The 22,026-nt window shown below is 62.9% G+C and carries 15 protein-coding genes and 2 pseudogenes; 6 read left to right on the top strand and 11 right to left on the bottom strand.

What is annotated here, in order from left to right:
- Positions 1 to 312: 312 nt before the first annotated feature.
- The 3 genes from ACOYYX_RS29665 to ACOYYX_RS29655 all read right to left on the bottom strand — a co-directional run bounded on the left by ACOYYX_RS29665 (position 313) and on the right by ACOYYX_RS29655 (position 5,637).
- On the bottom strand, positions 313 to 1,734 hold the full coding sequence (locus tag ACOYYX_RS29665; RefSeq protein WP_422926315.1) for a DUF1501 domain-containing protein: 1,422 nt from the start codon (positions 1,732 to 1,734) through the stop codon (positions 313 to 315).
- A gap of 31 nt (positions 1,735 to 1,765) precedes the next feature.
- Positions 1,766 to 4,699 (bottom strand): PSD1 and planctomycete cytochrome C domain-containing protein, encoded by a 2,934-nt coding sequence (locus tag ACOYYX_RS29660; protein WP_422926314.1) that lies wholly within the window; start codon positions 4,697 to 4,699, stop codon positions 1,766 to 1,768.
- Positions 4,700 to 4,854: 155 nt separating this feature from the next.
- A complete protein-coding gene (locus ACOYYX_RS29655) occupies positions 4,855 to 5,637 on the bottom strand; it encodes an IclR family transcriptional regulator (RefSeq protein WP_422926313.1) in 783 nt (260 codons plus the stop codon).
- 384 nt (positions 5,638 to 6,021) lie between these two features.
- Here ACOYYX_RS29655 and ACOYYX_RS29650 point away from each other — a divergent pair, with 384 nt between their 5' ends.
- Positions 6,022 to 6,846 carry an ankyrin repeat domain-containing protein gene (locus ACOYYX_RS29650; protein ID WP_422926312.1) on the top strand — a complete coding sequence of 275 codons (825 nt, stop codon included), beginning with the start codon at positions 6,022 to 6,024 and terminating at the stop codon, positions 6,844 to 6,846.
- A gap of 196 nt (positions 6,847 to 7,042) precedes the next feature.
- Here the strand turns inward: ACOYYX_RS29650 and ACOYYX_RS29645 are convergent, their stop codons facing one another.
- The gene (locus ACOYYX_RS29645; protein ID WP_422926311.1) at positions 7,043 to 7,513 is read right to left on the bottom strand and encodes a YpsA SLOG family protein; all 471 of its coding nucleotides are present in this window, start codon (positions 7,511 to 7,513) and stop codon (positions 7,043 to 7,045) included.
- Between the two features lie 491 nt (positions 7,514 to 8,004).
- Here ACOYYX_RS29645 and ACOYYX_RS29640 point away from each other — a divergent pair.
- Positions 8,005 to 9,127, top strand: a protein-coding gene (locus ACOYYX_RS29640; protein WP_422926310.1) for an IS3 family transposase whose coding sequence is annotated in 2 segments (ribosomal slippage) — positions 8,005 to 8,285 and positions 8,284 to 9,127 — 1,125 coding nt in all. Because the reading frame shifts where the segments join, the coding sequence is not laid out codon by codon here.
- Positions 9,128 to 9,682 (top strand): IS66 family transposase, encoded by a 555-nt coding sequence (locus ACOYYX_RS29635; protein WP_422926309.1) that lies wholly within the window; start codon positions 9,128 to 9,130, stop codon positions 9,680 to 9,682.
- 67 nt (positions 9,683 to 9,749) lie between these two features.
- Here the strand turns inward: ACOYYX_RS29635 and ACOYYX_RS29630 are convergent, their stop codons facing one another.
- On the bottom strand, positions 9,750 to 10,163 hold the full coding sequence (locus ACOYYX_RS29630; RefSeq protein WP_422926308.1) for a hypothetical protein: 414 nt from the start codon (positions 10,161 to 10,163) through the stop codon (positions 9,750 to 9,752).
- Between the two features lie 5 nt (positions 10,164 to 10,168).
- Between ACOYYX_RS29630 and ACOYYX_RS29625 the strand changes: the two are divergent.
- A pseudogene (locus ACOYYX_RS29625) lies at positions 10,169 to 11,297 on the top strand (ISAs1 family transposase).
- A 1-nt stretch (position 11,298) separates the two neighbouring features.
- Here ACOYYX_RS29625 and ACOYYX_RS29620 read toward each other — a convergent pair.
- Together ACOYYX_RS29620 and ACOYYX_RS29615 are read right to left on the bottom strand one after the other, a co-directional pair.
- Positions 11,299 to 11,502: a methyltransferase gene (locus ACOYYX_RS29620; protein WP_422931676.1), complete on the bottom strand. Its 204-nt coding sequence runs from the start codon at positions 11,500 to 11,502 to the stop codon at positions 11,299 to 11,301.
- 334 nt (positions 11,503 to 11,836) lie between these two features.
- Positions 11,837 to 12,901 carry a ComEC/Rec2 family competence protein gene (locus tag ACOYYX_RS29615; protein WP_422926307.1) on the bottom strand — a complete coding sequence of 355 codons (1,065 nt, stop codon included), beginning with the start codon at positions 12,899 to 12,901 and terminating at the stop codon, positions 11,837 to 11,839.
- 436 nt (positions 12,902 to 13,337) lie between these two features.
- Between ACOYYX_RS29615 and tnpA the strand changes: the two are divergent.
- Positions 13,338 to 13,764: pseudogene (gene tnpA, locus ACOYYX_RS29610) on the top strand (IS200/IS605 family transposase).
- A 173-nt stretch (positions 13,765 to 13,937) separates the two neighbouring features.
- Complete coding sequence (locus ACOYYX_RS29605; protein ID WP_422926306.1) at positions 13,938 to 14,183, top strand: response regulator transcription factor; 246 nt, start codon at positions 13,938 to 13,940, stop codon at positions 14,181 to 14,183.
- Positions 14,184 to 14,494: 311 nt separating this feature from the next.
- Here ACOYYX_RS29605 and ACOYYX_RS29600 read toward each other — a convergent pair whose 3' ends face one another.
- The 4 genes from ACOYYX_RS29600 to ACOYYX_RS29585 form a co-directional block, all read right to left on the bottom strand.
- Complete coding sequence (locus tag ACOYYX_RS29600; RefSeq protein WP_422926305.1) at positions 14,495 to 15,148, bottom strand: hypothetical protein; 654 nt, start codon at positions 15,146 to 15,148, stop codon at positions 14,495 to 14,497.
- Positions 15,149 to 15,261: 113 nt separating this feature from the next.
- On the bottom strand, positions 15,262 to 16,704 hold the full coding sequence (locus ACOYYX_RS29595; protein ID WP_422926304.1) for an efflux RND transporter periplasmic adaptor subunit: 1,443 nt from the start codon (positions 16,702 to 16,704) through the stop codon (positions 15,262 to 15,264).
- A gap of 55 nt (positions 16,705 to 16,759) precedes the next feature.
- A complete protein-coding gene (locus ACOYYX_RS29590; RefSeq protein ID WP_422926303.1) occupies positions 16,760 to 20,083 on the bottom strand; it encodes an efflux RND transporter permease subunit in 3,324 nt (1,107 codons plus the stop codon).
- On the bottom strand, positions 20,080 to 22,020 hold the full coding sequence (locus ACOYYX_RS29585) for a TolC family protein (RefSeq protein WP_422926302.1): 1,941 nt from the start codon (positions 22,018 to 22,020) through the stop codon (positions 20,080 to 20,082). Before ACOYYX_RS29585 ends, ACOYYX_RS29590 begins: the two co-directional genes overlap by 4 nt.
- Positions 22,021 to 22,026: the final 6 nt, after the last annotated feature.

Genomic DNA, 22,026 nt, shown 5'->3' with positions numbered 1-22,026 from the left:
GGGAATGGCACGGGACCGACGGCCTTCGTCTCTTCCCGAAATCGACAGCCCCTCTCAAAGGCAACTACCATGCCCCGTCCTCTGGGACCGCACGCCAATCTTAAGTTGTGTTCTCTTGAAGGATTGCGGCATCGAGGCTTGGAGTTTACGGCGAAATGAGTCGGACTCGTTGCCCAGAAACGATGCAGCACTTGCCCGACCTATTCGCCAGATAAATGAACCGCCGAGTCTCAGTAGAAGGGTTCAAACGGCGTCGCGTTGCGGAGACTGCCGTCACGCATCATCCATATCGGAGCAAATTTCTGACGACTATCAGGCGAGAATCGGGCGAATGACCTCTCCGTGTACGTCAGTAAGTCGACGGTCGATGCCGTTATGTCGGATGGTGAGTTGCTCGTGGTCGATCCCCATGAGATGCAGGATCGTTGCGTGAAGGTCGTGCGTGGTGGTCTTGTCGACGGCGGCTTTGTAGCCGAACTCATCGCTCTGTCCGTGAGAAACGCCTCCCTTGATCCCGGCACCGGCAAGCCAGGTCACGAACGTCCCGCCGTTATGGTCGCGTCCCGTACCGGCCTGGGTTACGGGCATCCGGCCGAACTCGGTGGTCCAGATGATGAGCGTGTCCTCGAACATGCCGCGGGCCTTCAGGTCATTCAGCAGGGCCGCGATCGGTTGATCCACCTGCCGGGCAATTGGAGGCAACTCGTTGGGGATGCTCCCGTGATTGTCCCAGTTATTGGCCGCGCCCCCCGCGCCACTCCAGACCTGGACGAAGCGGACGCCTCGTTCGAGAAGTCGGCGAGCCAGGAGGCAGTTTCGTGCGAACCCCGTCTCGTTCGTTGGTCCATCCGTGCCGTAGCTGGCATGGATCGCGGCCGATTCTCGCGAGAGGTCGAACGCTTCCGGCGCGGCGAGTTGCATCCGGGCGGCGAGTTCATACGAAGCGACCCGGGCCTCGAGTCGCGAGTCGCCGGGGTGATCGTCGGCGTAGCGTCGGTTGATCTGCTGCAGCAGTTCAAGCCCCCTGGCACTCGCGTCGGGCGTGACGTATGACGCCACAGGAGCCGGCTTGAGGTCGGGGATAGGCGAGTCGGAACTTGAGCGAATCACAGTCCCCTGATGCGTCGCCGGCAGGAACCCTGCTGAGAAGTCGCCCATGCCATTGTACGGCAGACCTCTCGGGTCGGGGAGCACGACGAACGCCGGCAGATCATCCGTCAGACGGCCGAGACCATAACTCACCCAGGCCCCGAAGCAAGGGAAGCCCGGCAGAAGAAACCCGGTCGTTTGCAGGTAACTGGCCGGCCCGTGGACGTTCGTCTTCGAGGACATTGCCATGAGGAACGCCAGATCGTCCACGCAACCGGCGACGTTCGGGAAGACATCCGTGACCCATCGGCCACACTCCCCATGCTGCTTCCAGCGGAACGGAGATTTCATCAGCGGTCCCGGCGTCCCCGTCGCCGTCACCTTGACGCCGATATCAACGGCCTGGCCATGCCGCTTCTCAAGTTCCGGCTTGTAGTCGAAGGTGTCGACCTGGCTCGTACCGCCGTTCATGAACAACTGCACGACGCGGCGCACCTTGGCCCTGTGATGCAGACCTCCATTAAGGTCAATTCGCGGCCGAGGCTCATCCGCCGTCGCCATGATGTGCGAGAGGGCGAGCCCTCCGAAACCACCGGCGGCCCCGAAGAGGAACGACCTGCGTGAGGCTTTCGAGACTGGCGTCATCGCGGTTCCCCCCCGCCGATCGTTGCGGTGATCAATCAATGAAAAGAAATTCACTACTATTCAGTAGTACACGGCAGAGGTTCGCGAGCCCGTAAGACCTGGAATACTCTCCCCAGGCCTTGCGTTCCACGTCCGAAGGTGAACGTCCCAGGATTCGCTTCGAGATCTCGACGACCTGAGTCTCGGCGTCAGGGGTCCAAGAACTGGCGAGCGCCGCGAGATGTTCGGCATGCCTGAGCGTGAACTTATTATTCCAGAGCGACAGAGCCTGGAGCGGGCTCATCGACGTGGCGCGGGCGGGGGCGGACTGCGAAGCGTCCGGGCAATCGAGCGCCTCGAGCAACGGGTCGGGGCGCGTGCGGAAGATATACCGATAGACGCTCCTTCGTCTTGCGTCGGGCTGATCAAGGTTAAAGGTGTCGTAGTCGGGCTCGGGCGTGACGTGGATCCCCGGCTTCACCAGAAAATGCTGATCGGGAGCGCCGAACGGCCGCTCATCGAGCCGACCGCTGACGAGGAGGATCGCGTCACGGACCGATTCGGCATCGAGCCGATTCCGGTTCATCCTCCAGAGCAGGCGGTTATCGGCATCTTTTAGCGCGGCCGTCGGGTCACTGGCACTCGACTGCCGATAGACGCGGCTCGTCACGATCAAGTGATGCAGGGCCTTGAGAGAGCCGCGATCCCTGACCTCGGCCGCGAGCCAATCGAGTAATTCGGGATGCGACGACACTCCTCCCATCTTGCCGAGATCATTGGGCGTATCCACGATCCCGCGACCGAAATGATAATGCCAGACCCGGTTGGCGATGACTCGCCAGGTGATCGGATTTGATGGGCTCGTCAGCCAGTTGGCCAGTGAGGCTCGACGGCTCCCCTCTTGATCCGGTTCGGCAAGCTCAAATCGCCCGGGCAGGCTCGCCAGGGCGAGCACAGCCCCGGGCGAAGCCGGCTTGAGCGGTCGCGAGACTTCCCCGCGTGCGAGGACATTGATCGGCCGAGGCTTGGCCGTCGGCCGAAAACTGCCGTCGGGTTGATACTGATTCGTGCCGCAATACACCTTCAATTGTGGCGGCAGGGAGCCCAGTTCGCGCTCGATGCCGCGTTCCCAGAGCAGGCGAGCGAGTTCAGACTCCTGGCTCTGCGGAGTTCTCGACGTCAGAATCGCGCTCAAGGCCGGTTCGAGCGGCGCCTCGACCGTCAGGGGCGGGGAAGAACCCGTGAGTGCGAGCCGGAACCGGCCGATCAGATGTCCCCGGCCATGAACCTGATCGAGCTCGACCTCGAAGACCGTCCCCTCCGCGAATCCGACAGGATTTGCGAAGGTGAACACGGCTCGATGGGTGCGGCCAACCGCCGGATGAATCCCCCAGGCCGTGACAGGATCTCCGTCGATCGCGCGCTCGATCCCCCAATCGACCTGATTGAAGTCGGCCTGCGCCGCGATCAGTTTCACCGGCGTCGAGGACTCGGCCTTACCCTTCGGGTACGCCTTGACCCGGATTTCCGAAAGGTGCAAGTTCCCATTCTCGGCTCGGCCGGGGCCTTGCGAGGGCAGGGTTTCATCGGTCAGGACGTCGAGCCTGAGACCCCTCAATCCTGTACGTTCGGTTGAAAGCCTGATGGTATAACTATCACTCTCCGGCCGCTTCCCGACCGCCAGGATGGAACGGTCCAGCAACGCCTTCAGAATCGAGCCCTGCTTCGCGGACCATTGGATTGGCTCCGGCGTCTCCCACCGCAATTCGGTCGCACGCCAGGTCTCGACGAACGCCCTTGCCTCACTTCGACGCTGCGGCGGGATCGCTCCCTGATCGGCCTTGCCCGCCAGGGACTTCACGAGGGTCAGTTGAGCCGCGAGATCGGCCCTTTGCTTCGTGACGGCGGGGTCGGAGTCGTAAGCTCGGTCCGCCTTGTCGATCCCCGCGAACACCGCCTGGAGCGCGTAATAATCATCCTGGGTGATCGGGTCGAACTTGTGGTCGTGGCACCGTGCGCAGCCGACGGTCATGCCCGCGAACGTCGACATGGTTGAGGTCACCATGTCGTCGCGATCGAGGTACTGGCCGATCAGGCGGTCGATCGAGTCCTCGCGGATGCTGACGAGCGAGCTCTCGTCAAACGGTCCGGCGGCGAGGAAGCCCGTGGCCACGAGGGCATCGGCATCCCCGGGGTAGAGGACGTCACCGGCCAGTTGCTCGCGGACGAATCGCGGATAGAGCTTGTCCGCGTTGAAGGAACGAATCAGGTAATCGCGATAGGGCCAGGCGTTGGGCCGTGGCCTATCCTGATCCTGCCCGTGCGAGTCGGCGTAATGCACCACGTCGAGCCAGTGCCGTGCCCAACGCTCGCCATATCTCGGCGAGTTCAGCAGTCGATCCACGAGCCGTTCATAGGCCTCGGGCGAGGCGTCGTCAACGAATCGGTCGATCTCTTCCGGAGTTGGCGGCAAGCCCGTGAGGTCAAAGCTCAAACGTCGGATCAATGTCGGACGGCTCGCCTCGGGCGACGGATGCAAGCCCTTCGCAAGCAGCTTCTCAAGCACGAATGCATCGATCGGGGTTCTCGCCCAATCCTTGTAGGCATTCGACGCCTGTGGAACCGCGGGGCGTTCGAGCGGTTGCAGGGCCCAGCCGACCGGATTAGGCGATGTGGCGATCGAGGCCTCGGGCGACGTGGCGGCATTGCCCGACTGCTGATCGATCCAGGCCCGAAGGATGCCGATCTGTTCGGCGGAGAGAGGATCGCCCTTCGGCGGCATCCTCGGTGTTTCGTCGGATCCGAGGACGTGATGAATGAGCGAACTCTCGGCGCTATTCGTGGGAACGATGACCTCGCCGGACGATCCCCCTTTGCGGATCGCCTCGACCCCGTCGAGTCTGAGTCCACCTCTTTGCTTGTCGGGCCCGTGACAGGCGATGCACCGACTCTCGAGGATCGGAGCCACGTCCTTCTGGAAATCCATCGACCCCTTCGCCGGCGGAGGCAAGGGAAGGGGGGCGTCACCCGCTGAGCCGGCGCGTCCGAAGAGTACGAAGAGAGGGAGCAGAGGCAGGAAACCGAAGCGGCCTTGTCGCGGGCGTCTCGTTCGGTGGCTGTCCATCATCGGGCCTCCCGAGGCTATTTGCCCAGTTCCTGGGAAATCTCGGCCGCGGATTCCATGACGAGCAACGCGGTCGCGGCGAACGACTCTTCGGGCATCCGCCTCGATGGGCTCGACACCCAGATCGTGGCAAAAGCCTGGCGATGGCGGTCAAAGATGGGGGCGGCGAGGCAATGGATACCCTCGTCCGCCTCAGCCTCATCGGTGGCGAAACCTCGAGCGACGATCCGGTCGCATTCGAGCCGAAGTCGCTTCCGGTCGGTGATCGTCCTCGAAGTGCTGGGGGGGAGTTCGAGACGATCGATCAACTCCGCCCGGTCAGATTCGGGCAGATAGGCCAGCAGGCATTTACCCGGGGCATTGTCGTGCAGCTTGAACCTCAAGCCAGGGGACACGGCGATCCTGAGTGGATAGAGCCCGTCCAGAACCTCGACGATAACGCCCGAATCCTCACTCCGCACGCCGACCTGGACCGTCTCCTTGCACGAGTCTCGCAGAGTCCTCATCGCCGGGAAGGCACACTCAGCCAGCGACTTGGAGCTACCTCGAGGTTGTCCCAGCGTCAGGAATTTGTTCGTGAGCCGGAATCGAAGCGAGTCGGTCTCGCGGTCAAGATAACCGAGCCCTCCCAGTGTCCGAGTGATACGGAAGACCGCATTCTTGGGAAGTTCGAGCCGTTCGCTGATCTCGGTGAGCGTGAGCCCGTCGATCTCTGCCGCCACGCACTCGACGATCGCGAACGCCTGGCGGACGGCGGGCGACGCGGCATCAGCCTCTTTGCGTGTCAGCTCGCTCGCCACTCAAACCTCCCATGTTTTCTCGGCCGACGATTTCCACCCTTAGAATTTGTTCTACAGATAGAATCGCCGGATGTCAATCGGGTGCATGCCAGGGCCTTGCCGGATCGAGGATGCTCCTCACCGTGAAATTGGCCGATCGTCTCTAACTTCGCGGGCCAGCGGGACTACGAGTTGTTCCCAACGTGGATCCTCGATTGGATCATCAATACCCCAGCCCACCATGCCTTGCATCATGAAAAGGTGAAGGGTAATTAAAGTCTCTACTCCAATGACTGGGATCGCTTACTCGGCACCGATCATCCGGAGTTCGAGGATCAATTCCAGGCCAAGACGGGCTTCCCTCCCGACATCACTCAAGCCCAGGCCAGATCAAGGAGACTACGGATGGACGCACGATTCCACGACCTTCAGGCCGCCTTCGCGAGCGATGACCTCGATCGTGTGAAGGCCCTGCTCACCTCAGAACCCGAGCTTGCAACGGCCCGCTCTCAAACCAGTCACCCGACGATCCTGCAGTGCCTCGTACTGACCATGCCCCCGGGCGATAAACTGGAAGGCATGATCGAGGTCCTGGCGAGCTACGGTGCGGAATTGTCCGGCCCCCTGATTGCCGCGAGCGGCATGGATAACGTGCGGGCCGTCGCGAAGCTCCTGGACCTTGGAGCCGACATCAATGGGCAGGGACGATGGTCACCCCTGGAAGAGGCGCTTTACTGGAAGCATCGAGACGCAACGAACCTTTTGCTGGTGCGAGGCGCCTCTATTCGCAACTTACGGTCCGCTGCGGCCCTGGGGGACCTCGACAAGGTCCGCGGCTACTTCGATGAGGGCGGCCGGCTCAATTCCGAAGCTGGCGAGGTGTCCTGGCCGTTCGGGGACAATATCCCCATAACGTCGAGGCGAGATCCAAAGCAAATCCTCGACAACGCTCTGGTCTATGCGGCGATATGGGACCAGCAGTCGATCGTCGACTTCTTGCTGGATCGCGGGGCCGAGATCAATGCGATCCCGCTCGGCTTCGATTACGCCGGAACGGCGCTCCACTACGCTGCCTTCCACGGCCACGGCGACCTTGTTGAGCATCTTTTGCAACGTGACGCGAGGGCCGATATCGTCGATGCCAAGATCGGCGTACGCCCCGAAGAATGGGCTGAACACATGGGTCACAAAGAACTGGCCGATCGCCTGCGCCATGCACGACCAGGTTGACTTGCATCGACTTGGAAACAAATTCCATTCATGGCGCAGATGACGAGCGACGTTCCACTTCGAACTTTGATTTGAGGCACAGGCAGATCAGGAAAATGAATTACTTTCGCTTTTGAAGCCTCATTATCGTGAACACAAACCCGTCTTCCAAGCTTCCCAAAATAGTCAGAGGGCAAACGATGTCCTCGGAAGGCCATCAGCGATTCGCATTGCGAACTCCTGCGAGGAGCAAATCCATAAATCGAGCGACCCGTTTCCCAAGGTCGGGCGCGCGAGACGCTGGGGTTCCTGCGACGAGGAGCGTCTTCACCTCAAACACGACCAGCCACGAGACGACGTCAGAAACCGGTTTGAATCCGGGAAGGACGGTCAAGTAGGGCTTGGAAAGTTCTCGACTCGCTTCGATGAGAGCCTTCATCTCATCGGCGATCGGGTCTCCAAACCAAAGCAGGGCCTGGGCCCGACGCAGGTTGGCCCGAACCCTGCGAGATTCGTCGAGCGGAAACTCGATCGCGTTATAGAGTGCCCCGAGCCGAGGCTCCGGGCCGTCCTCGGTCAGATACCCGCGCGGCATGTACCCGCCCGTAGAAATCCCGAATCGACGCGCCGCGGCCCAGGCGGCTTGCTCCGCCCCCGCCTGCCCGCCGGTAATAACGATCTCGATCATGAGACGCCCCTATTCGGGGATTCTCCAAGAGCCCAGGAATTTTGTCGAGTGCAACGCACCCTTTAAACGCGAAGACCAGAAATCAACCAGATATTGTTACTTTTATTTATTGATAAATAATAGTAGATCCGATGATTGACGCGGTGGCTAACGCTGTGCTTCCAATCCCCGCTCATCGAACCGGACGGGCGGTTTTCCGCATCCGGCCCTCGGACAAGGGCTCATGCTTTCGCCCACGGAAAGCTCTTGGGACGACCGCTCAAGCGAACCAGTCCAAGCACATCGTGCAGGTACTGATCGGGGGTATCTGGTCACCGGGTCTTTGACGGCTATCCTGTAGCGTCGTGCCAGGCCTGTCGTGTAAAAAAGGGGTCATGGATCAGCCCTCGCCCACCTACGACGAGCTCCTCGACCTGGTACGGCGCCTATGGTGGACCCCGAAAACTGGACCATCTGTTAAGCTACTCAGACGGGTCTGAGGAGGAGGACGGATGGCGAGGAAGCGGCAAGTCCACACGGCGGCGTTCAAGGCTCAAGTCGCCCTGGCGGCCCTCAAGGGAGACCGCACGATCAACGAGTTGGCCGGCCACTATGGCGTCCATCCCACATCGATCCATGGCTGGAAGAAGCAGCTCATCAGCAGTGCCGAGGAGGTCTTCGGGAGTCCGGCCAAGGCGGCCTCGGCTGACGCCGAGGCACGCCAGGCCGAACTCTTCGAACAGATCGGGCGCCTCAAGATGGAACTCGAGTGGCTGAAAAAAGTCGCCCCATTCAGTTGAGGACCGAAGGCCCTTGATCGAGCCGGATCATCCCCGGTTGAGCGTGCGCCGCCAGTGCGAGTTGCTGGGGCTGAGCCGATCGAGCCTCTACTACCGACCTGCGGGTGAGTCGCCCGAGGACCTGCGCCTGATGCGGTTGATCGACGAGCAATATACGGCATGCCCGTTCTACGGCAGCCGCAAGATGACCGCCTGGCTGGAACAACGAGGTGAGGAGGTCAATCGGAAGCGAGTACAGCGCCTGATGCGGAAGATGGGCCTGGAAGCGATCTATGCCAAGCCCAGGCTGAGTCAGGCCGGGAGAGGCCATAAGATCTACCCTTATCTCTTGCGAGGTGTCAAAGCCCGGCGAGCGGACCACGTGTGGAGCACGGACATCACTTATGTGCCGATGAGTGGAGGGTTCATGTACCTGGCGGCGGTGATCGACTGGTACAGCCGGTACGTGATCGGCTGGCGGCTGTCGAACACGCTGGACGGCTCCTTCTGCCTGGAGATGTTGGAAGATGCCTTGAGGTCGGGGAAGCCCGAGGTGTTCAACACGGACCAAGGGGTCCAGTTCACGGCCGAGGCGTTCACCGGGAGGCTTGAGGCGGCCGGGATAGCCGTGAGCATGGATGGACGCGGCAGGGCATTGGATAACGTGTTCGTCGAACGGCTCTGGAGGACCGTGAAATACGAAGATATTTACATCCAAGGCTACGAGACGGTGCCGGAGCTGCAGCGAGGGTTGAGGCGATACTTCGGCTTCTATAACGAGGATCGGCTCCACGAATCCCTGGGGTACCGGACTCCAGGGACGGTCTACCGAGCGGACAGAGCCACGACGGCCTGATTGGACAGTAGCGAAGGATCGCCGTTTTTTGGTCTAGACAATGGGGTCCACCTCAGCCAGGCCCGCATCATCGACGAGCTGCGAGCCGAGGTCGAGCGCCTCAAGGCCGAGCTCGAGAAGCAGCGGCGAGCCGGCAAGTGCCAGGCCGCACCCTTCTCCAAGGGCGACCCCACCCCGCACCCCAAACGACCCGGACGCAAGCCGTGGCACGCCGAGTGGGGGCGGCTGCTCTCGGGCGACTACACCGACCCGGACAACGCCCGGCTGGCGAGGCTGCTGAGGAAGCACCGCGAGTGCGTGCTGGCGTTCCTGGACCACGAGGGCGTGGACGCGACGAACAACCTGGCGGAGCGAGAGATCCGCCCGGCGGTGATCGCGCGGAAGGTGTCGGCGGGCAACCGCAGCAAGGTGCACGCGGTGCTGGCGAGCGTGCTGAGGATGCTGTGCCGCCAGGGCCGGCCGACGCCGGAGGCACTGACGGGCCTTCTCCGACGGGGCGCCGGTCACGTCCTGGACTTCGGCCACATCACCGCCGGTCCGGCCCCCGCCCTCTGAAGGGCGCCCCATCACCCGAAATGATGCTCATCGACTTACCCAAGTCGACCCGGTAACCAAATACAGTCTACGCATCGGAATCCGTCGTGCTTTGGGCTGTCGTCCGGATGAGTTGGAATACGCCGACGGGGCGAGTTACATTTTCGAGGCCAATTTCCCACTTATTGAACCGAACGTCCCATCCTTCTGCCTCCATCGCCTCCATCAAGCGAAGACTCATGGTGCGGAAGGGGTCCGATATGAGGAGCCGGCCACCTTCCGCCAGTTTGGTGTCGAAAATATGTCGCAGATGAGGATGAAGAGATTCGCCATAGAGGATGTCAGCCCCGATGATCCAATCATAGACTCCAGTCTCTTCCCAGGCCGTCCAGTCGGCAGGGCGATTGCGCCATCCTGGGTAATATGTGATAACTGGAGCATGGCGGATCGCGACGGCCCGGGCAAGAGCCCGGGGCGCGAGACGCCCATGCTCGACGGGCATCCATCATGGCTCGGGCCAAGTCCGCTCAGATCCAGCGACACTTCTCCGAGCTCACCGAACCGCGCCGAGGCCGGGTCATCTACCCGCTCGTCAACATCGTCGCCATCGCCGTCTGCGCCGTCATCGCGGGAGCCGACGACTTCGTCTCCATCGCCGCCTGGGCACGGCACAAGTCGCGACTGGCTCGCCAGGTTCCTCGACCTCGACAGCGGCATCCCCTCGCACGACCGCTTCAACGCCGTCCTCGCCGCCATCAGGCCCGCCGAGTTCGAGAAGTGCCTGCTGAATTGGATCACGGCCCTCCACGAGATCACCGCCGGCCAGGTCGTCGCCATCGACGGCAAGGCGCCCAGGCGCAGCTTCGACAAGGGCACGGGCAAGTCGGCCATCCACATGGTCAGCGCCTGGGCCACGGCCAACCACGTCAGCCTGGGCCAGGTGGTCACCGACGCCAAGAGCAACGAGATCACGGCGATCCCCGTCCTCCTGCAGATGCTGGAGATCTCCGGGGCCCTGGTGACGATCGACGCGATGGGCTGCCAGACGGAGATCGCAGGCGCCATCGTGGCCGGCGGGGCCGACTACGTGCTGGCGGTGAAGGGGAACCAGCCGACGCTGCACGCGGCGATCGAGGAGTTCTTCCTGAAGCACGTGGAGGACGGCTTCGCGAAGGTGGCGGCGGGCGAGCACGAGTCGAGCGAGAAGGGTCACGGGCGGAAGGAGACGAGGACGTACCTGATCTGCGACGCCCCGGAGGCCCTGGCCGACCGTGGCCGCTGGCCGGGGCTGAGGCGGATCGGCGTGGCGATCGGCGAGGGGACGCGTGGCGGCAAGCCCAGCGGCGACGTGCGCTATTACATCACGAGCCGCGACCTTGACGCGAAGGGGTTCGCTGCGGCGGTGCGGGGCCATTGGTCGATCGAGAACAGCTGCCATTGGTCGCTGGACGTGACGTTCGGCGAGGACCAGAGCCGTCTGCGGCGAGGCCACGCGGACGCGAACTTCAGCGCGTTGCGTCGGACGGCGTTGAGCCTACTGAAGAACAACAAGTCGGAGAAGATCGGATTGAAGGGCAAGAGATTGATAGCGGCGACGAGCGATGCTTATCTCGAGCAAGTGCTATTCTCGAAGTAACTTATGGTGCAATCGCCCTGGTCCAGTCGGCGAGGCAATACTCCAGATTCTTCGCACCATTCCGTTCGCCGTTCCGACGGCAAAGGTGTAGAGCAAGCTCATCCCTGTCGCTTTGCATGACCCTCGCGCCGAATGAAGCGGCGACGATCCCAGGCAACCCCGTGCCGGCTCCCAGTTCGAGGATCCGACGGCCGGCAAACTCCATCGGTCGACTCGCGATGTCGTGCACCAGGCCTATGGCCGAGGGCCAGAGCGACACGCCATAGGGTAATCGAAGACCTTTCACATCTATGACCCTGGCCTCATCCTCTCGAGTGAGAACGGCCCCCGTGTGGAGGATCGACCACTCCCGTCCATCTCGAAGCAAGCGGTACTCACGCAAGGTGAATTCCCCTCCCGTCGTGCTCAGCAGGGGGGATGGCGCCGCAGATTCCGACATCGCGACCAGTCTTTCTGTTTGTCCCTGAAATCGAGGGGCCGCGACCATGATTCGACGAGGTCGCGGCTTCTGGGTCGAAGAATTCGAACTCCAAATGACCTTATTGGGACTCAAACCTCGTCATCGGCCCGTCGCTTCCAATTTGGATGGTGAAAGAAGCCCCGTCGGGCGAAGCCGAAGCGCGGATGAACTGCCCGCCAACGATCTCGCGATTGGCGATCTTCATAGGATCCGTGTTTTCGGCGTCGGTTGTGGCAGCGTTCTTATGGAGCTGATACAAGGCTCGGATGGAAGGGATCGACTTCAAGCGAGCCACCGCCTTGGCGTCGCCTCCCTTGTTTGGACCATTGTCCATCACGGCGACGACCGGCTTGATGGACTCGACCAGAGTGGGATGGTTCGAGATCGCCATCCCGTGGTGGGTGACCTGGAAGAGGTCGATCGAACCAATCAAATTCTTCGGGCAAACGAGCTTCTTCTCGACATTCCAGGTGAGGTCGCCGCAGTCGAGAAAACGGAACTTGCCGAACTTGAAGCGGATCGCGAGGCTCCTCGCATTGTCGCTGGGATCGGGGTCCAGATCAGCCGGGGCGGTCGCACATAGCGGGTTGTTCTCAGCCTGCGTCGATCCCTCGGAGATCACCTCGCCGCCAGAGGCCAGGACGAGGGCTTCGACGCTCCCCTTCAGTGGGATGGCATCACCGGCCTTGAGTGTCCTCCTCTTCCCCTCGCTCGCCTTTTGATAGGCGATACCGAGCGGGTCGTCGGCCTTGGGCCCGTCCGGGAACGCGACGCGGTCGCCGTCCTTGGCGGTGAGGTCTGGCAGACCTCGGTCCCAGAAGTGGTCGATGCGAAGCATTCTCGACAGCCCCTCGACGCCACCATAATGATCCATGTGCCAGTGTGTCGTGACGAGGTGATCCAGATGATCGAGCCTGGCCACGTCCTTCAAGACGTGGACGATCCGCTTCGGATCGCGGTCATTGAGACCTGGCCATCCCGAGTCGATCAGGATCGATTCCCGCTCCGGCGTCACAAGTAAGGTCGCCGCACCGCCCATTACATCGATGAAGTAAATATCAAGGTTTCTATCAGGTGCATCCGCCCCTGTCATGAAGACCAACCAAGTCATCAACAGGATCGAGTTTCGCAAGCGGTTGGGCATAGGTTTTCTCCTCGAAACTAAACGGAACCCGAGAAAGCAGGGGGATCGGTTTCACACCTCGCGACGAATCTGACGAGAAAATCTGTCGAATCACTGCAAATTCGACTGATTCGGGGATTCGCCGGGATCTTAAATGCGAAGGAAGAGCACCCCAGGGCTGACGTAAGATTGAGCCTCCTGCTCGCGAGAAGCAAGTAGCCACCACTTCTTGAGCCTGAAATTCCACGACCTCAATCAATACCTCGGTAAACGCAACTCACAGGATTTGAGTGTTGCCCTAGAAGCCCGTAAGTGAGTCAAAAAGCACGAATTATTTTAATACGTCATAAATCCACGGCCTCTGGCCGTGCGACCCGAAGAGCTTCGAGCGATCCGACGTGCAATGAAATAGGCTCCTCCTTCCAGGAAGGCCCCGAGGGGCAGGAAGGAGGAGCCTATGCACGAATGGCAGAGCCTTTCCCATGTCCGGTGGGAATGCAAGTACCACGTCGTGATCATACCGAAGTACCGCCGCAAAGTCTTCTACGGAAGGCTTCGGCATCAGATCGGCCCGATCCTTCGGGAATTGTGCCGTCAACGCGGGATCGATCTGTTGGAAGGGCACGCGATGCCCGACCACATCCACCTGTGCTTGAGCATACCGCCCAAGTATAGCGTGGCGAACACGATCGGGTTCCTGAAGGGCAAGAGCGCCGTCCGGATCCATCGTGAGCTGTTGAAGGAGCCGCCGGATGACGGGCCTGCATTTCTGGGCGACGGGTTATTGCGTGAGCACGGTGGGCCTTGATGAGGCCCGGGTGCGGCAGTACATCCGCGAGCAGGATGAGCTGGATCGTCGGCAGGGCGAGTTGAACCTGGAGTAACCCCGTAGGCCCCGAGGGGGCCTTCCTGGCCTTACGCCCCCCGCGGGGGCTACCGCATGTACCGGGCTCCGACGGAGCGACTCAAGTCATCGCCCCCAACGGGGGCTTCCTCACGTATCGGGCCCCCTCGGGGGGCCTTCCTGATACCTCGGCCTCCGGCCGAGGAGCCTCATTTGATCGATTCCATGACCGAGAAGATGTTGCATCGCTCCGCCGGCGATGTGCCGTGCTCCCCGCTCGACGAACTAGCCGATCGCGAGTTGCAGGTCTTTCGCTTGGGTGGAGAAGGGGTAAAGACGGCGGAGATCGCCCAACGATTGCACCTGAGCATCAAGACCATCGAGGACTATCGCGAGCGCATCCGCCACAAGCTGGATCAGAAAGGGGGCACGAGCCTGGCCTATTACGCGACGAAATGAATGCTCGTGGACGGTTGATTTCGCCAACCATCGTTGCAGATCTACACTCACGGACGAATCGAACCCGCAATGGCACGGGATTCGACCCCAAGGATTTTCGCTGCCGCAAGCGTCATGTTTCCCTGGCAAAGCCGATTCGCAGATCAGCAAACCGCATCGCCGATGGGCGTAGATGTATCGCCATGAGAACTCTGGTCTGTGCGATGCCCAGGGAATGTGCACGTGCGGAATCGGCATATAGCAGAGGTTGACCTTCAAATTCCGCCGGGGCAAGTCTCGAATCACTCCCACAAAGCCAGGTAATGCATTCATCAAGTTCGCTTGGGATGTGACGCCGAATAACGTGAGAATCCGGTCCACAGGATGGGGAAGGCCCGGAGATATTGCTGCCCGTAATGGTCGACGACCTGGAAGTCGAGCTGATTGATGCCGTTTTCGAGGGTCACCTTGACTGAGAAGTTACCCTGGGCATCGGCCACGGCCGCGGGACCCCGGAGCTTGAGATCGAGGGTCCCCGTGCCGGTGAAGATGAGGGCGCCCGGGGTCGTGTGACCGATCACGGTCGTGACTTTGTGAGCGCTCGCGCCGCCGAGGTTCGTCGAGGTCTTCCCGCAGGCCTTGTCCTGCGGCGCGACCGTCAGGCGTAAGTCCAGGGGAACCCTTCCTGTCAGAGGCGGCAGGGCGCCCACGAGGATCTTGCCGTCGTCCTGCCCGACCTGCCCATTGTGATTCAGGTCGAAGGCAGGGTTGTAGTTCGGGTCCCCGACCCTGCTCAGGTAAGCCTGCGTGAATGACTGCAACGTGGCGACCGTGCTCGCGGCGGTATCCCCCTTGGCGAGGGCCGCGGAGATCGTCGACGATCTCGGCTGCGCCTGCTGCGCGGGGGCCGCGGCCACGGTGCTAAGGGCCAGGCGTCCTTCGAGCCCCTCGATGCCGGGCCGGCACCGTTTTCGATCGTTGGCCACGTTCTAGCCTCCTGCCTCGTACCCACGCTCGAGGGGAATCCTTTCCGCCTCGGGCCTATCGTAAACAACACAAGAACCTTGGGGAATCCAAACTAGCCGTGCCGTTGCCGGACTCATTGGCGAGGCGTCTGGTGGGTCGGCTCCCCCTCACTCCGGACTCGAGTCCCTTCGGAGACGGAGCCGGTACTGACGATCACCTCGTCGTCGGGCTTGAGCCCCGAGAGGACCTCCACACGGAGGCCGTCGTCGGAACCGACGGTGATCTGCACCTTCTTCACCCGCCCGTTCTTGATGACGTAGATGTCGGCCTTGCCCCCTTTCGACTCCCCCACGACGACGGACGCCGGCAAGGTCATGCTCTTGGTCGACTTGTCGAGCATGATCTTGGTGATCCCGTACATACCCGCGCGGATCTTGTTGTCGGGGTTGGGGAGGTCGATCTCGGTGTGCATGGTCCGGGAAGTCGGATCCTCGGTCTCGGCGAAGCGGGAGACCTTCCCCTTGAAGACCGCGGCGCCGAGGGCATCGAGCGTGACCTCGGCGTCGTCACCCACGTCGGCAAGCGGGACGTCACGGTCGGGCACCTCGGTCACGACCCTGACCATGTCGGTGCGGGCGACGGTGACGAGCGGGATGGCCCCCCCCTCGGAGGCCGACCGGATGAAGGCCCCGCGGAAGAAGTTCCGCTTGGTGATGACACCGTCGTAGGGGGCCCGAATCCTGGTGTAGCCGACGAAGACCTGGGCCTTGGCCAACTTGGCCTGAGCCACGTCGACGTTCGCCTTGGCCTCGGTGAGATCCGCCTCGGCCTTCTTCACGCGTGCGGCTGCGGCGTTGAACTGGGCCTTGGCGTTGAGGACCGCCTTGTGCGAGGCGACCTCAGACGAACGGGCCGACTCGTAGCTCTCCTCCTCCTCGTCGGCGATTTGCTGCGGGATCGCACGTTTCGAGACGAGTTGGTTGTAGCGGGCGAACTTCTTCTCGTGGAAGGTCCGCATGGACGTGTATCGGTCGACCTCGGCGGCGGCCTGTTCGATGGCCGTGCCGGCGGCGTCGCGATCCGCCTTGGCCGACTCGATGAACGCCTCGGACTGGACTACGGCCGCCTTGGCCTGCTCCACGTCGGCGGCGGCCCGCTCCGACTCTTTCACGATCTCGGGGTCGTCGATCTCTGCGATGACCTGGTCCTGCTTCACGCGGTCGCCGTAGTCCACGTAGAGCTTCGAGAGGTAGCCCGAGACCTTCGCATAGAGGTCGGCCTCCTCGTAAGGATGCACGGAGCCGATCTGCGTGGAGAGCCTCATGATCCCGCCGGGGGAGGTGTGGGTCGTCTCCACGGGGACGACCTGCTCCGAATCCCCAGGCCCCTGGTCGGTGGTCAACGCCTCGGCGTTGTGGGTCGAGGCATGGATCCCCCGGAACTGCGAGTACCAGCCGACGGCGCCGGCCACCGTGAGGAAGGCCGCGGCGCAGAAGGCCCACTTGATCGCGGACTTAAACTTGCCAGGGGCGGCATGCCCCCTGGCGGTCTTATTCTTGGTTGCGGGAGTCGACACGGGTCAGGACCTCCAAAAACGCAGGATTGCTAGCTCTTTGAACGCCCGGCGAGGCTCAGGTGTGCGATTCGTCATGTTGGTCCTCGCCGAGGTCGTTCTGGGTGAGGTGGCCGTCGTTCTCGTGGTCTCCTGCATCCTGGGGGGACTCGTGATGCCCGCCCTGGCCGGGGCTGTCGCGGACCATCAGCGAGTAGAGGCAAGGGAGGACGAACAGGGTTGCAGGCTCGCCGGCCAGTAGGCCGCCGAGGATGGCCCGGGCGAGCGGGGCATTCGCCTCGCTCCCGCGCTCGAGCGCGAGCGCCCCGGGGATCAGGGCGAAGAAGGCCGCCACGGCGGTCATCGTCACCGGCTTCACGCGGACCGAGGCGGCCTTGTGGATCGCCTCGGTCGGCGAGAGCCCCTCGGCGTGCCGCAGCTCCTGCGCGAAGTCGGTCATCAAGACGGTGTTCGCCACCTTGATGCCGACGACGAAGATGAAGCCGAGCAGCGACTGCACGTTCACCGCCGTGCCGGTGAAGTAGAGGGCCGGCAGGATTCCGATGAGGCAGAGCGGCACGATTAGCATGACCGTCAAGGGCACGACCCACGACTTATCCAGACCTACCATCAGGAAGTAGATCAGGACCGACGCCCCGACCAGGCCGAAGCCGAGATTCCGAAACGTGTCCTGCATCCTGGAGTATTCGCCGCTGAGGACGATCTTGCTCCCCTTCAAGGGCTGGCGACGGCCCGAGTTCGGGTCATAGGGGCTCCACGAGCCGTCGGCCTGCGGGGAGCCGAACTCGTCGATCACCTTGGAGACGTCCTCGGAGATGTGGCCGAGGTCGCGGCCGTAGACCCCCATCGAGAGGTCGATGGTGGGCTGGATGTTGTCGTGAGTCACTTCGGTGGGGACGGTCGTGCGCCTCATACTGACGAGGTTGCTGAGCGGGATCGCCTTGCGCTGGTCGGCGCCCGTGATCGGGATGTTCAGCAGCGTCTCGATCGACTTGATGTCCCCCTCGGGATACTGCACGCCGACGAAGTACTGGTTGCCGCCGACGGGGTCGATCCAGAAGTTCTTCTTGTTGAACTGGATGCTCGAGTTGAAGGCGGCCACGACGTTCTTCATGACGTCTTCCTGCGAGAGGCCGAGGTCGGCCGCCTTCGCCCGCTTGACGTCGATGATGTACTCGGGATAGTCGAGCCGCTGGATGATCCGGGCGTCGACCACACCATCGATGAGGACGCACTTGGCCCGGATCAACTCGGCGATCCGCCTCGCGGTCTTCTGGTTCTTGCCGGTGACACGGATGTTGATCGGCGTCGATTTCCCCTCGTTCATGGCACCCCGGACGAGGCCACCAGAGTCGAATCCGAAATCCATGTTGCGGAACCTCGGATCCTTGGCCAGCCCCGTGCGGACGATATGCACATATTCCTGTGCCGACTTGGACCGATGCTCCTTGAGCTGGACCTTCACGACCGCGTCCATCGGGCCGGAGTTGGGCGTGTAGGCTGCCGACCAGTCGGCGTTGACGCCGATCTCGGAGACGAACAGCTCGAGGTCATGCTCGGGGATCGACTTCTTGATGAAGTCCTCGATCAGGGCGATCTTCTCCTCGGTTCGCTCGATCCGGGTTCCGCTCGGGGCCCGAACGTACATCTCGAAGGCGCCGGCATCGACCTCGGGGTAGAATTCACGCCTCAAGACCGGCCAGAGGACCGCGATCGTGATAGCCAGGGCCCCGAAGCCGCCGACGATCACGATGATCCTGTTCTTGAGTACAACCTTGAGGAGCCGCGAGTAGGCCTCGAACATGCCGTCAATCATCTTCTCCCAACGCCCGAAGGCGCGGGCGATCAGACCTTTGCGGGCCGCCGCGTGCGAGCCTTCATCGCCGTGCCCGTGACCACTCAGCCAGGCGGCGCTGCAGGCTGGGACCAAGGTTCTCGAGAGGATGTAGGCCGAGCACATGGCGAAGGCCACGGCCAGGGTCAAGGGGAGGAAGAGGAACTCGCCCATGCCCGGCATCAGTGCCAGGGGCGAGAGCACGAGGAACGTGCAGAGGGTCGAGACCAGCTCCGGCAAGGCGACCTCGCTCGCGCCGAGGTAGGCGGCGTCGTGCGGCGAGGCCCCGAGCCCGAGGTGCCTGTGCGTATTTTCGAGGCAGATGATCGCGCTGTCGATCATCGGGCCGATCGCCAGCGTGAGGCCGGCCAGGGTCATGACGTTGACAGTTTGCCCGGCGTAGTAGAGGAAGATGCAGGCGGAGAGCACCGAGATCGGCAAAGTCATGACGGCGATCGCCGTCATCCGCCACTGGCCGAGGAATAACAAGATTGTCAGCGAGCAGAGGACCGCCCCGAGGACGCCTTCCTGCACGAGGCTCGAGATCGCCTGGCGGACGAAGATCGACTGGTCCATCACGAGCTTCAGCTCGATCCCGCCTCGGGTGAGCCTCGCCGTGAACTCGTCGAGCCTCGACCGCACGCTGTTGACCACGGCGAGCGTGCTGGAGCCGAGTTGGCGGAAGACCGGGATGTACACCTCGCGACGGCCGTCGATCCGCACCACGTTCGTCTGGATGAACGAGGCGTCCTTTGTCGTGGCGACATCCTTCAGATACGAGATATTGCCGATCTTCGAATGAAGCGGGATGTCACCCATCTCGGACGGGTAGTCGAACATCGAGTTCGAGTCGAGGGCGTAATCGGTGTCGCCGATCTTGGCATCGCCCGTGGGGAGGAAGACGTTGTACTTGTCCATCGCCTGCATCACGTCGAGCGGCGAGAGGCCGCGAGCCTCGAGCTTCTGGCGATCGAGGTAGGCCATGACCGCGCGGATCTTGCCGCCGTAGACCACCGGCGCGATGGCGCCGTTGATGCTCATGACCATGTTGCGGACTTCATAGCGACCCACGTCGTAAAGGATCGACTCGGTCTGCGACTGGTCGGGGCTGTCGACGGCGACGATACCGACGGGGGTCGTGCTCGTCGGGTCGAACGGCAGGACGACGGGGGGGAGTGTCCCCGGCGGCAGGTTGGGCACGGCCGCCAGGGCCAGCGAGTTGACCTGCGTCAGCGCTCCGTTGGGGTCGACGCCGCTCCGGAAGAAGTCGCGGACGACACTCGCCCCGACGATCGAGCGCGACTCCTGCCGCGACGTCCCGTTAGCCTGGCCGACCCAGCGCTCCATCCGGTTCGTGATATCTTTCTCGACGCTCGCCGCGGGCATGCCCGAGTAGAACGTGAGCACTTGTACGGCCGGGCTCTTGAAGACCGGCAAGATGTCGATCGGGATCATGTAGACCGACACCGAGCCCAAAAGAACCAGCGTCAGGCAGAAGACCGTCACCGCATAAGGGTTCTTGAGCGAGGCACGGATCAAGCCGTTCACAGAAGCGCCTCCCGGATCCCGGGGTGCCCCGGAATCGGTATGAATTCTGGACTCTGATGCGTCACGAGTTCTTGAACTAGTTCCCGTTCATGGATCGGGGGGGCGAACGGAATCGAGGGGGGGATGGAAGTCGGTGCCTGATTGCTGGCGAGCGGCGGCAAGAGCGGTGTGGCGATCGGCGCCGGGGGTAGGGGGGTGTCCGCCGGACCGGAGAGCGGCGGGGGAGAGCCGAGGGCCACGAACAGCCTGAATTCCGCCTTGTTGTAGTCGGTGATCGCCCGGATCCTATCAACGCGTGCTCGATTCAGGAGTTGAAGACTGTTGACGACCTCGATGGGGCGCCCGACCGTGTTGCGGATCCGATCCACGTCCTCGCGGAACCCTTCCTCGGCGCTGGCGAGTTGCTTGGTCGTGACCTCGATCCGACGCTTCGCCGCGGCGACCTCGGCGAAGGCCTCGGCGACGGTGCTGCGGACCTCGGCGATCGTCCTGGCGCGGTCGCCGTCGGCCTGGCCGACCTCCGCCTGACGCTGCTTGATCATGGCGAGATTGCCGAAACCCATGTTGCTCAGGGTCCAGAAGACCTGGACGTCGAAGTCGGTCCGGCCGGCGAAGTGGGATAGCTGCGTCCCCACCAGGTCGCTGCCACCGCCGAAGGCACCGCCGCTGTATCCGAGCAAGAGGGTCGGCAGGAGCGGCCGATAAATCTCCTGCCGGTGCCTCGTCTCGGCCGCCGCGAGCTCGGCCGACTTGGCACCGATCTCGGGGTGTTCGGCCAGGGCGATCTGGACGAGGTTCGGCAAGGGAGTCTCGGGATCGATGAGCGAGATGGCCTCGAGCCTGGGGACGGCCGATTTGATCCGCACCGTCTGATCCAGGTGGAGCCGATGCGCCAGCCTCGCCGAGGCGACGGCAACCCCTTGTTCGGCCTCTCTCACCTCGAGCTCGACCAAGCGCAGCTCGGTCGTGGCGCGCTCGGCGTCGGCTTCGCGGCCCTGGCCCGATGAGGCGTAGGCCCTCGTGAGACGTGCGACCTCGGCCCCTTGCGAGGCCGTCTCGCGACGGACGCGCAGATCGGCCTCAGCCGCGAGCAGCTCGAAGTGCAGCCCGGCGACCTCGAGGAGGATCCGATTGGCCGTCGCCGAGGCCTGGAACCGGGTTCCGTCGACCTGCTGACGGGCCGCCAGGGGGCGGAAGTAGGCGTCGGTCAGGGAGCTGTAGATGCTGATGGCCGGGATCTCGACCGTGCCTGCCGCCGCGACATCGGCACCGCCGCCGAAGTAGAGCGAGCTCTCGTTCAGCTTCAGGACCGTGCCCGAGGAGCGCTGAAGGTTGCCCGTATGTTGGTGCAGATTCATGCCGATGTTCAGGTCCGGCAGGAGCAAGGCCCTCGCACCTTGTAGCACCGCCAGGGCCTCGCCGATCCGCTGCCGGGCCTCGGCGATCTGCGGATTCTCCACCTCGGCCAAGCGCAGCGAGGTTGTGAGGTCGATCGCATACTCCGAGGCTCCTGGCGGGACCGCGGCGATCATCGTCACGACGCGGGCCTCCTCGGCGACGGCCTCGGGCGGGTCTGCCTCGCCCGTCGCCGCGACCGAGCCCGGACGCGAGGGCGGAGGCAAGGGATCGGGGAGCGCCGGCAGGGCCTCGTCGACCGTCGTTGATCCGGCGGCGGGCTGCTCGTGTTGCGTGCGAACGAGCCCATCGCCCCGAGTCTTCTCGCTCAGTGGCCGGGGGATCGGCGCGGGGGCTGCTGCCGAGTCGGCGACCTTCGCCTTGTAGGCAGGGGCGGACGTTGCGAGGTCGTTCACCTTGCGGCTCGAAGGGGAGACGCATCCCGAGGCTACGAAGTCGCAGAGCGCCATCGCGCATAGGGCCGACATCACGCCCGGCTTCAGGCTCCCCCTCGGCCTTTCCCGACTCGCATTCCTCGCCATCATTGC

The sequence above is a fragment of the Singulisphaera chitinilytica genome, assembly GCF_049331405.1.
Classification (GTDB): Bacteria; Planctomycetota; Planctomycetia; order Isosphaerales; family Isosphaeraceae; genus PoT.
The sequence above is the reverse complement of the archived record's forward strand: the minus strand, read 5'-3'. Positions and strand labels throughout refer to the sequence as shown.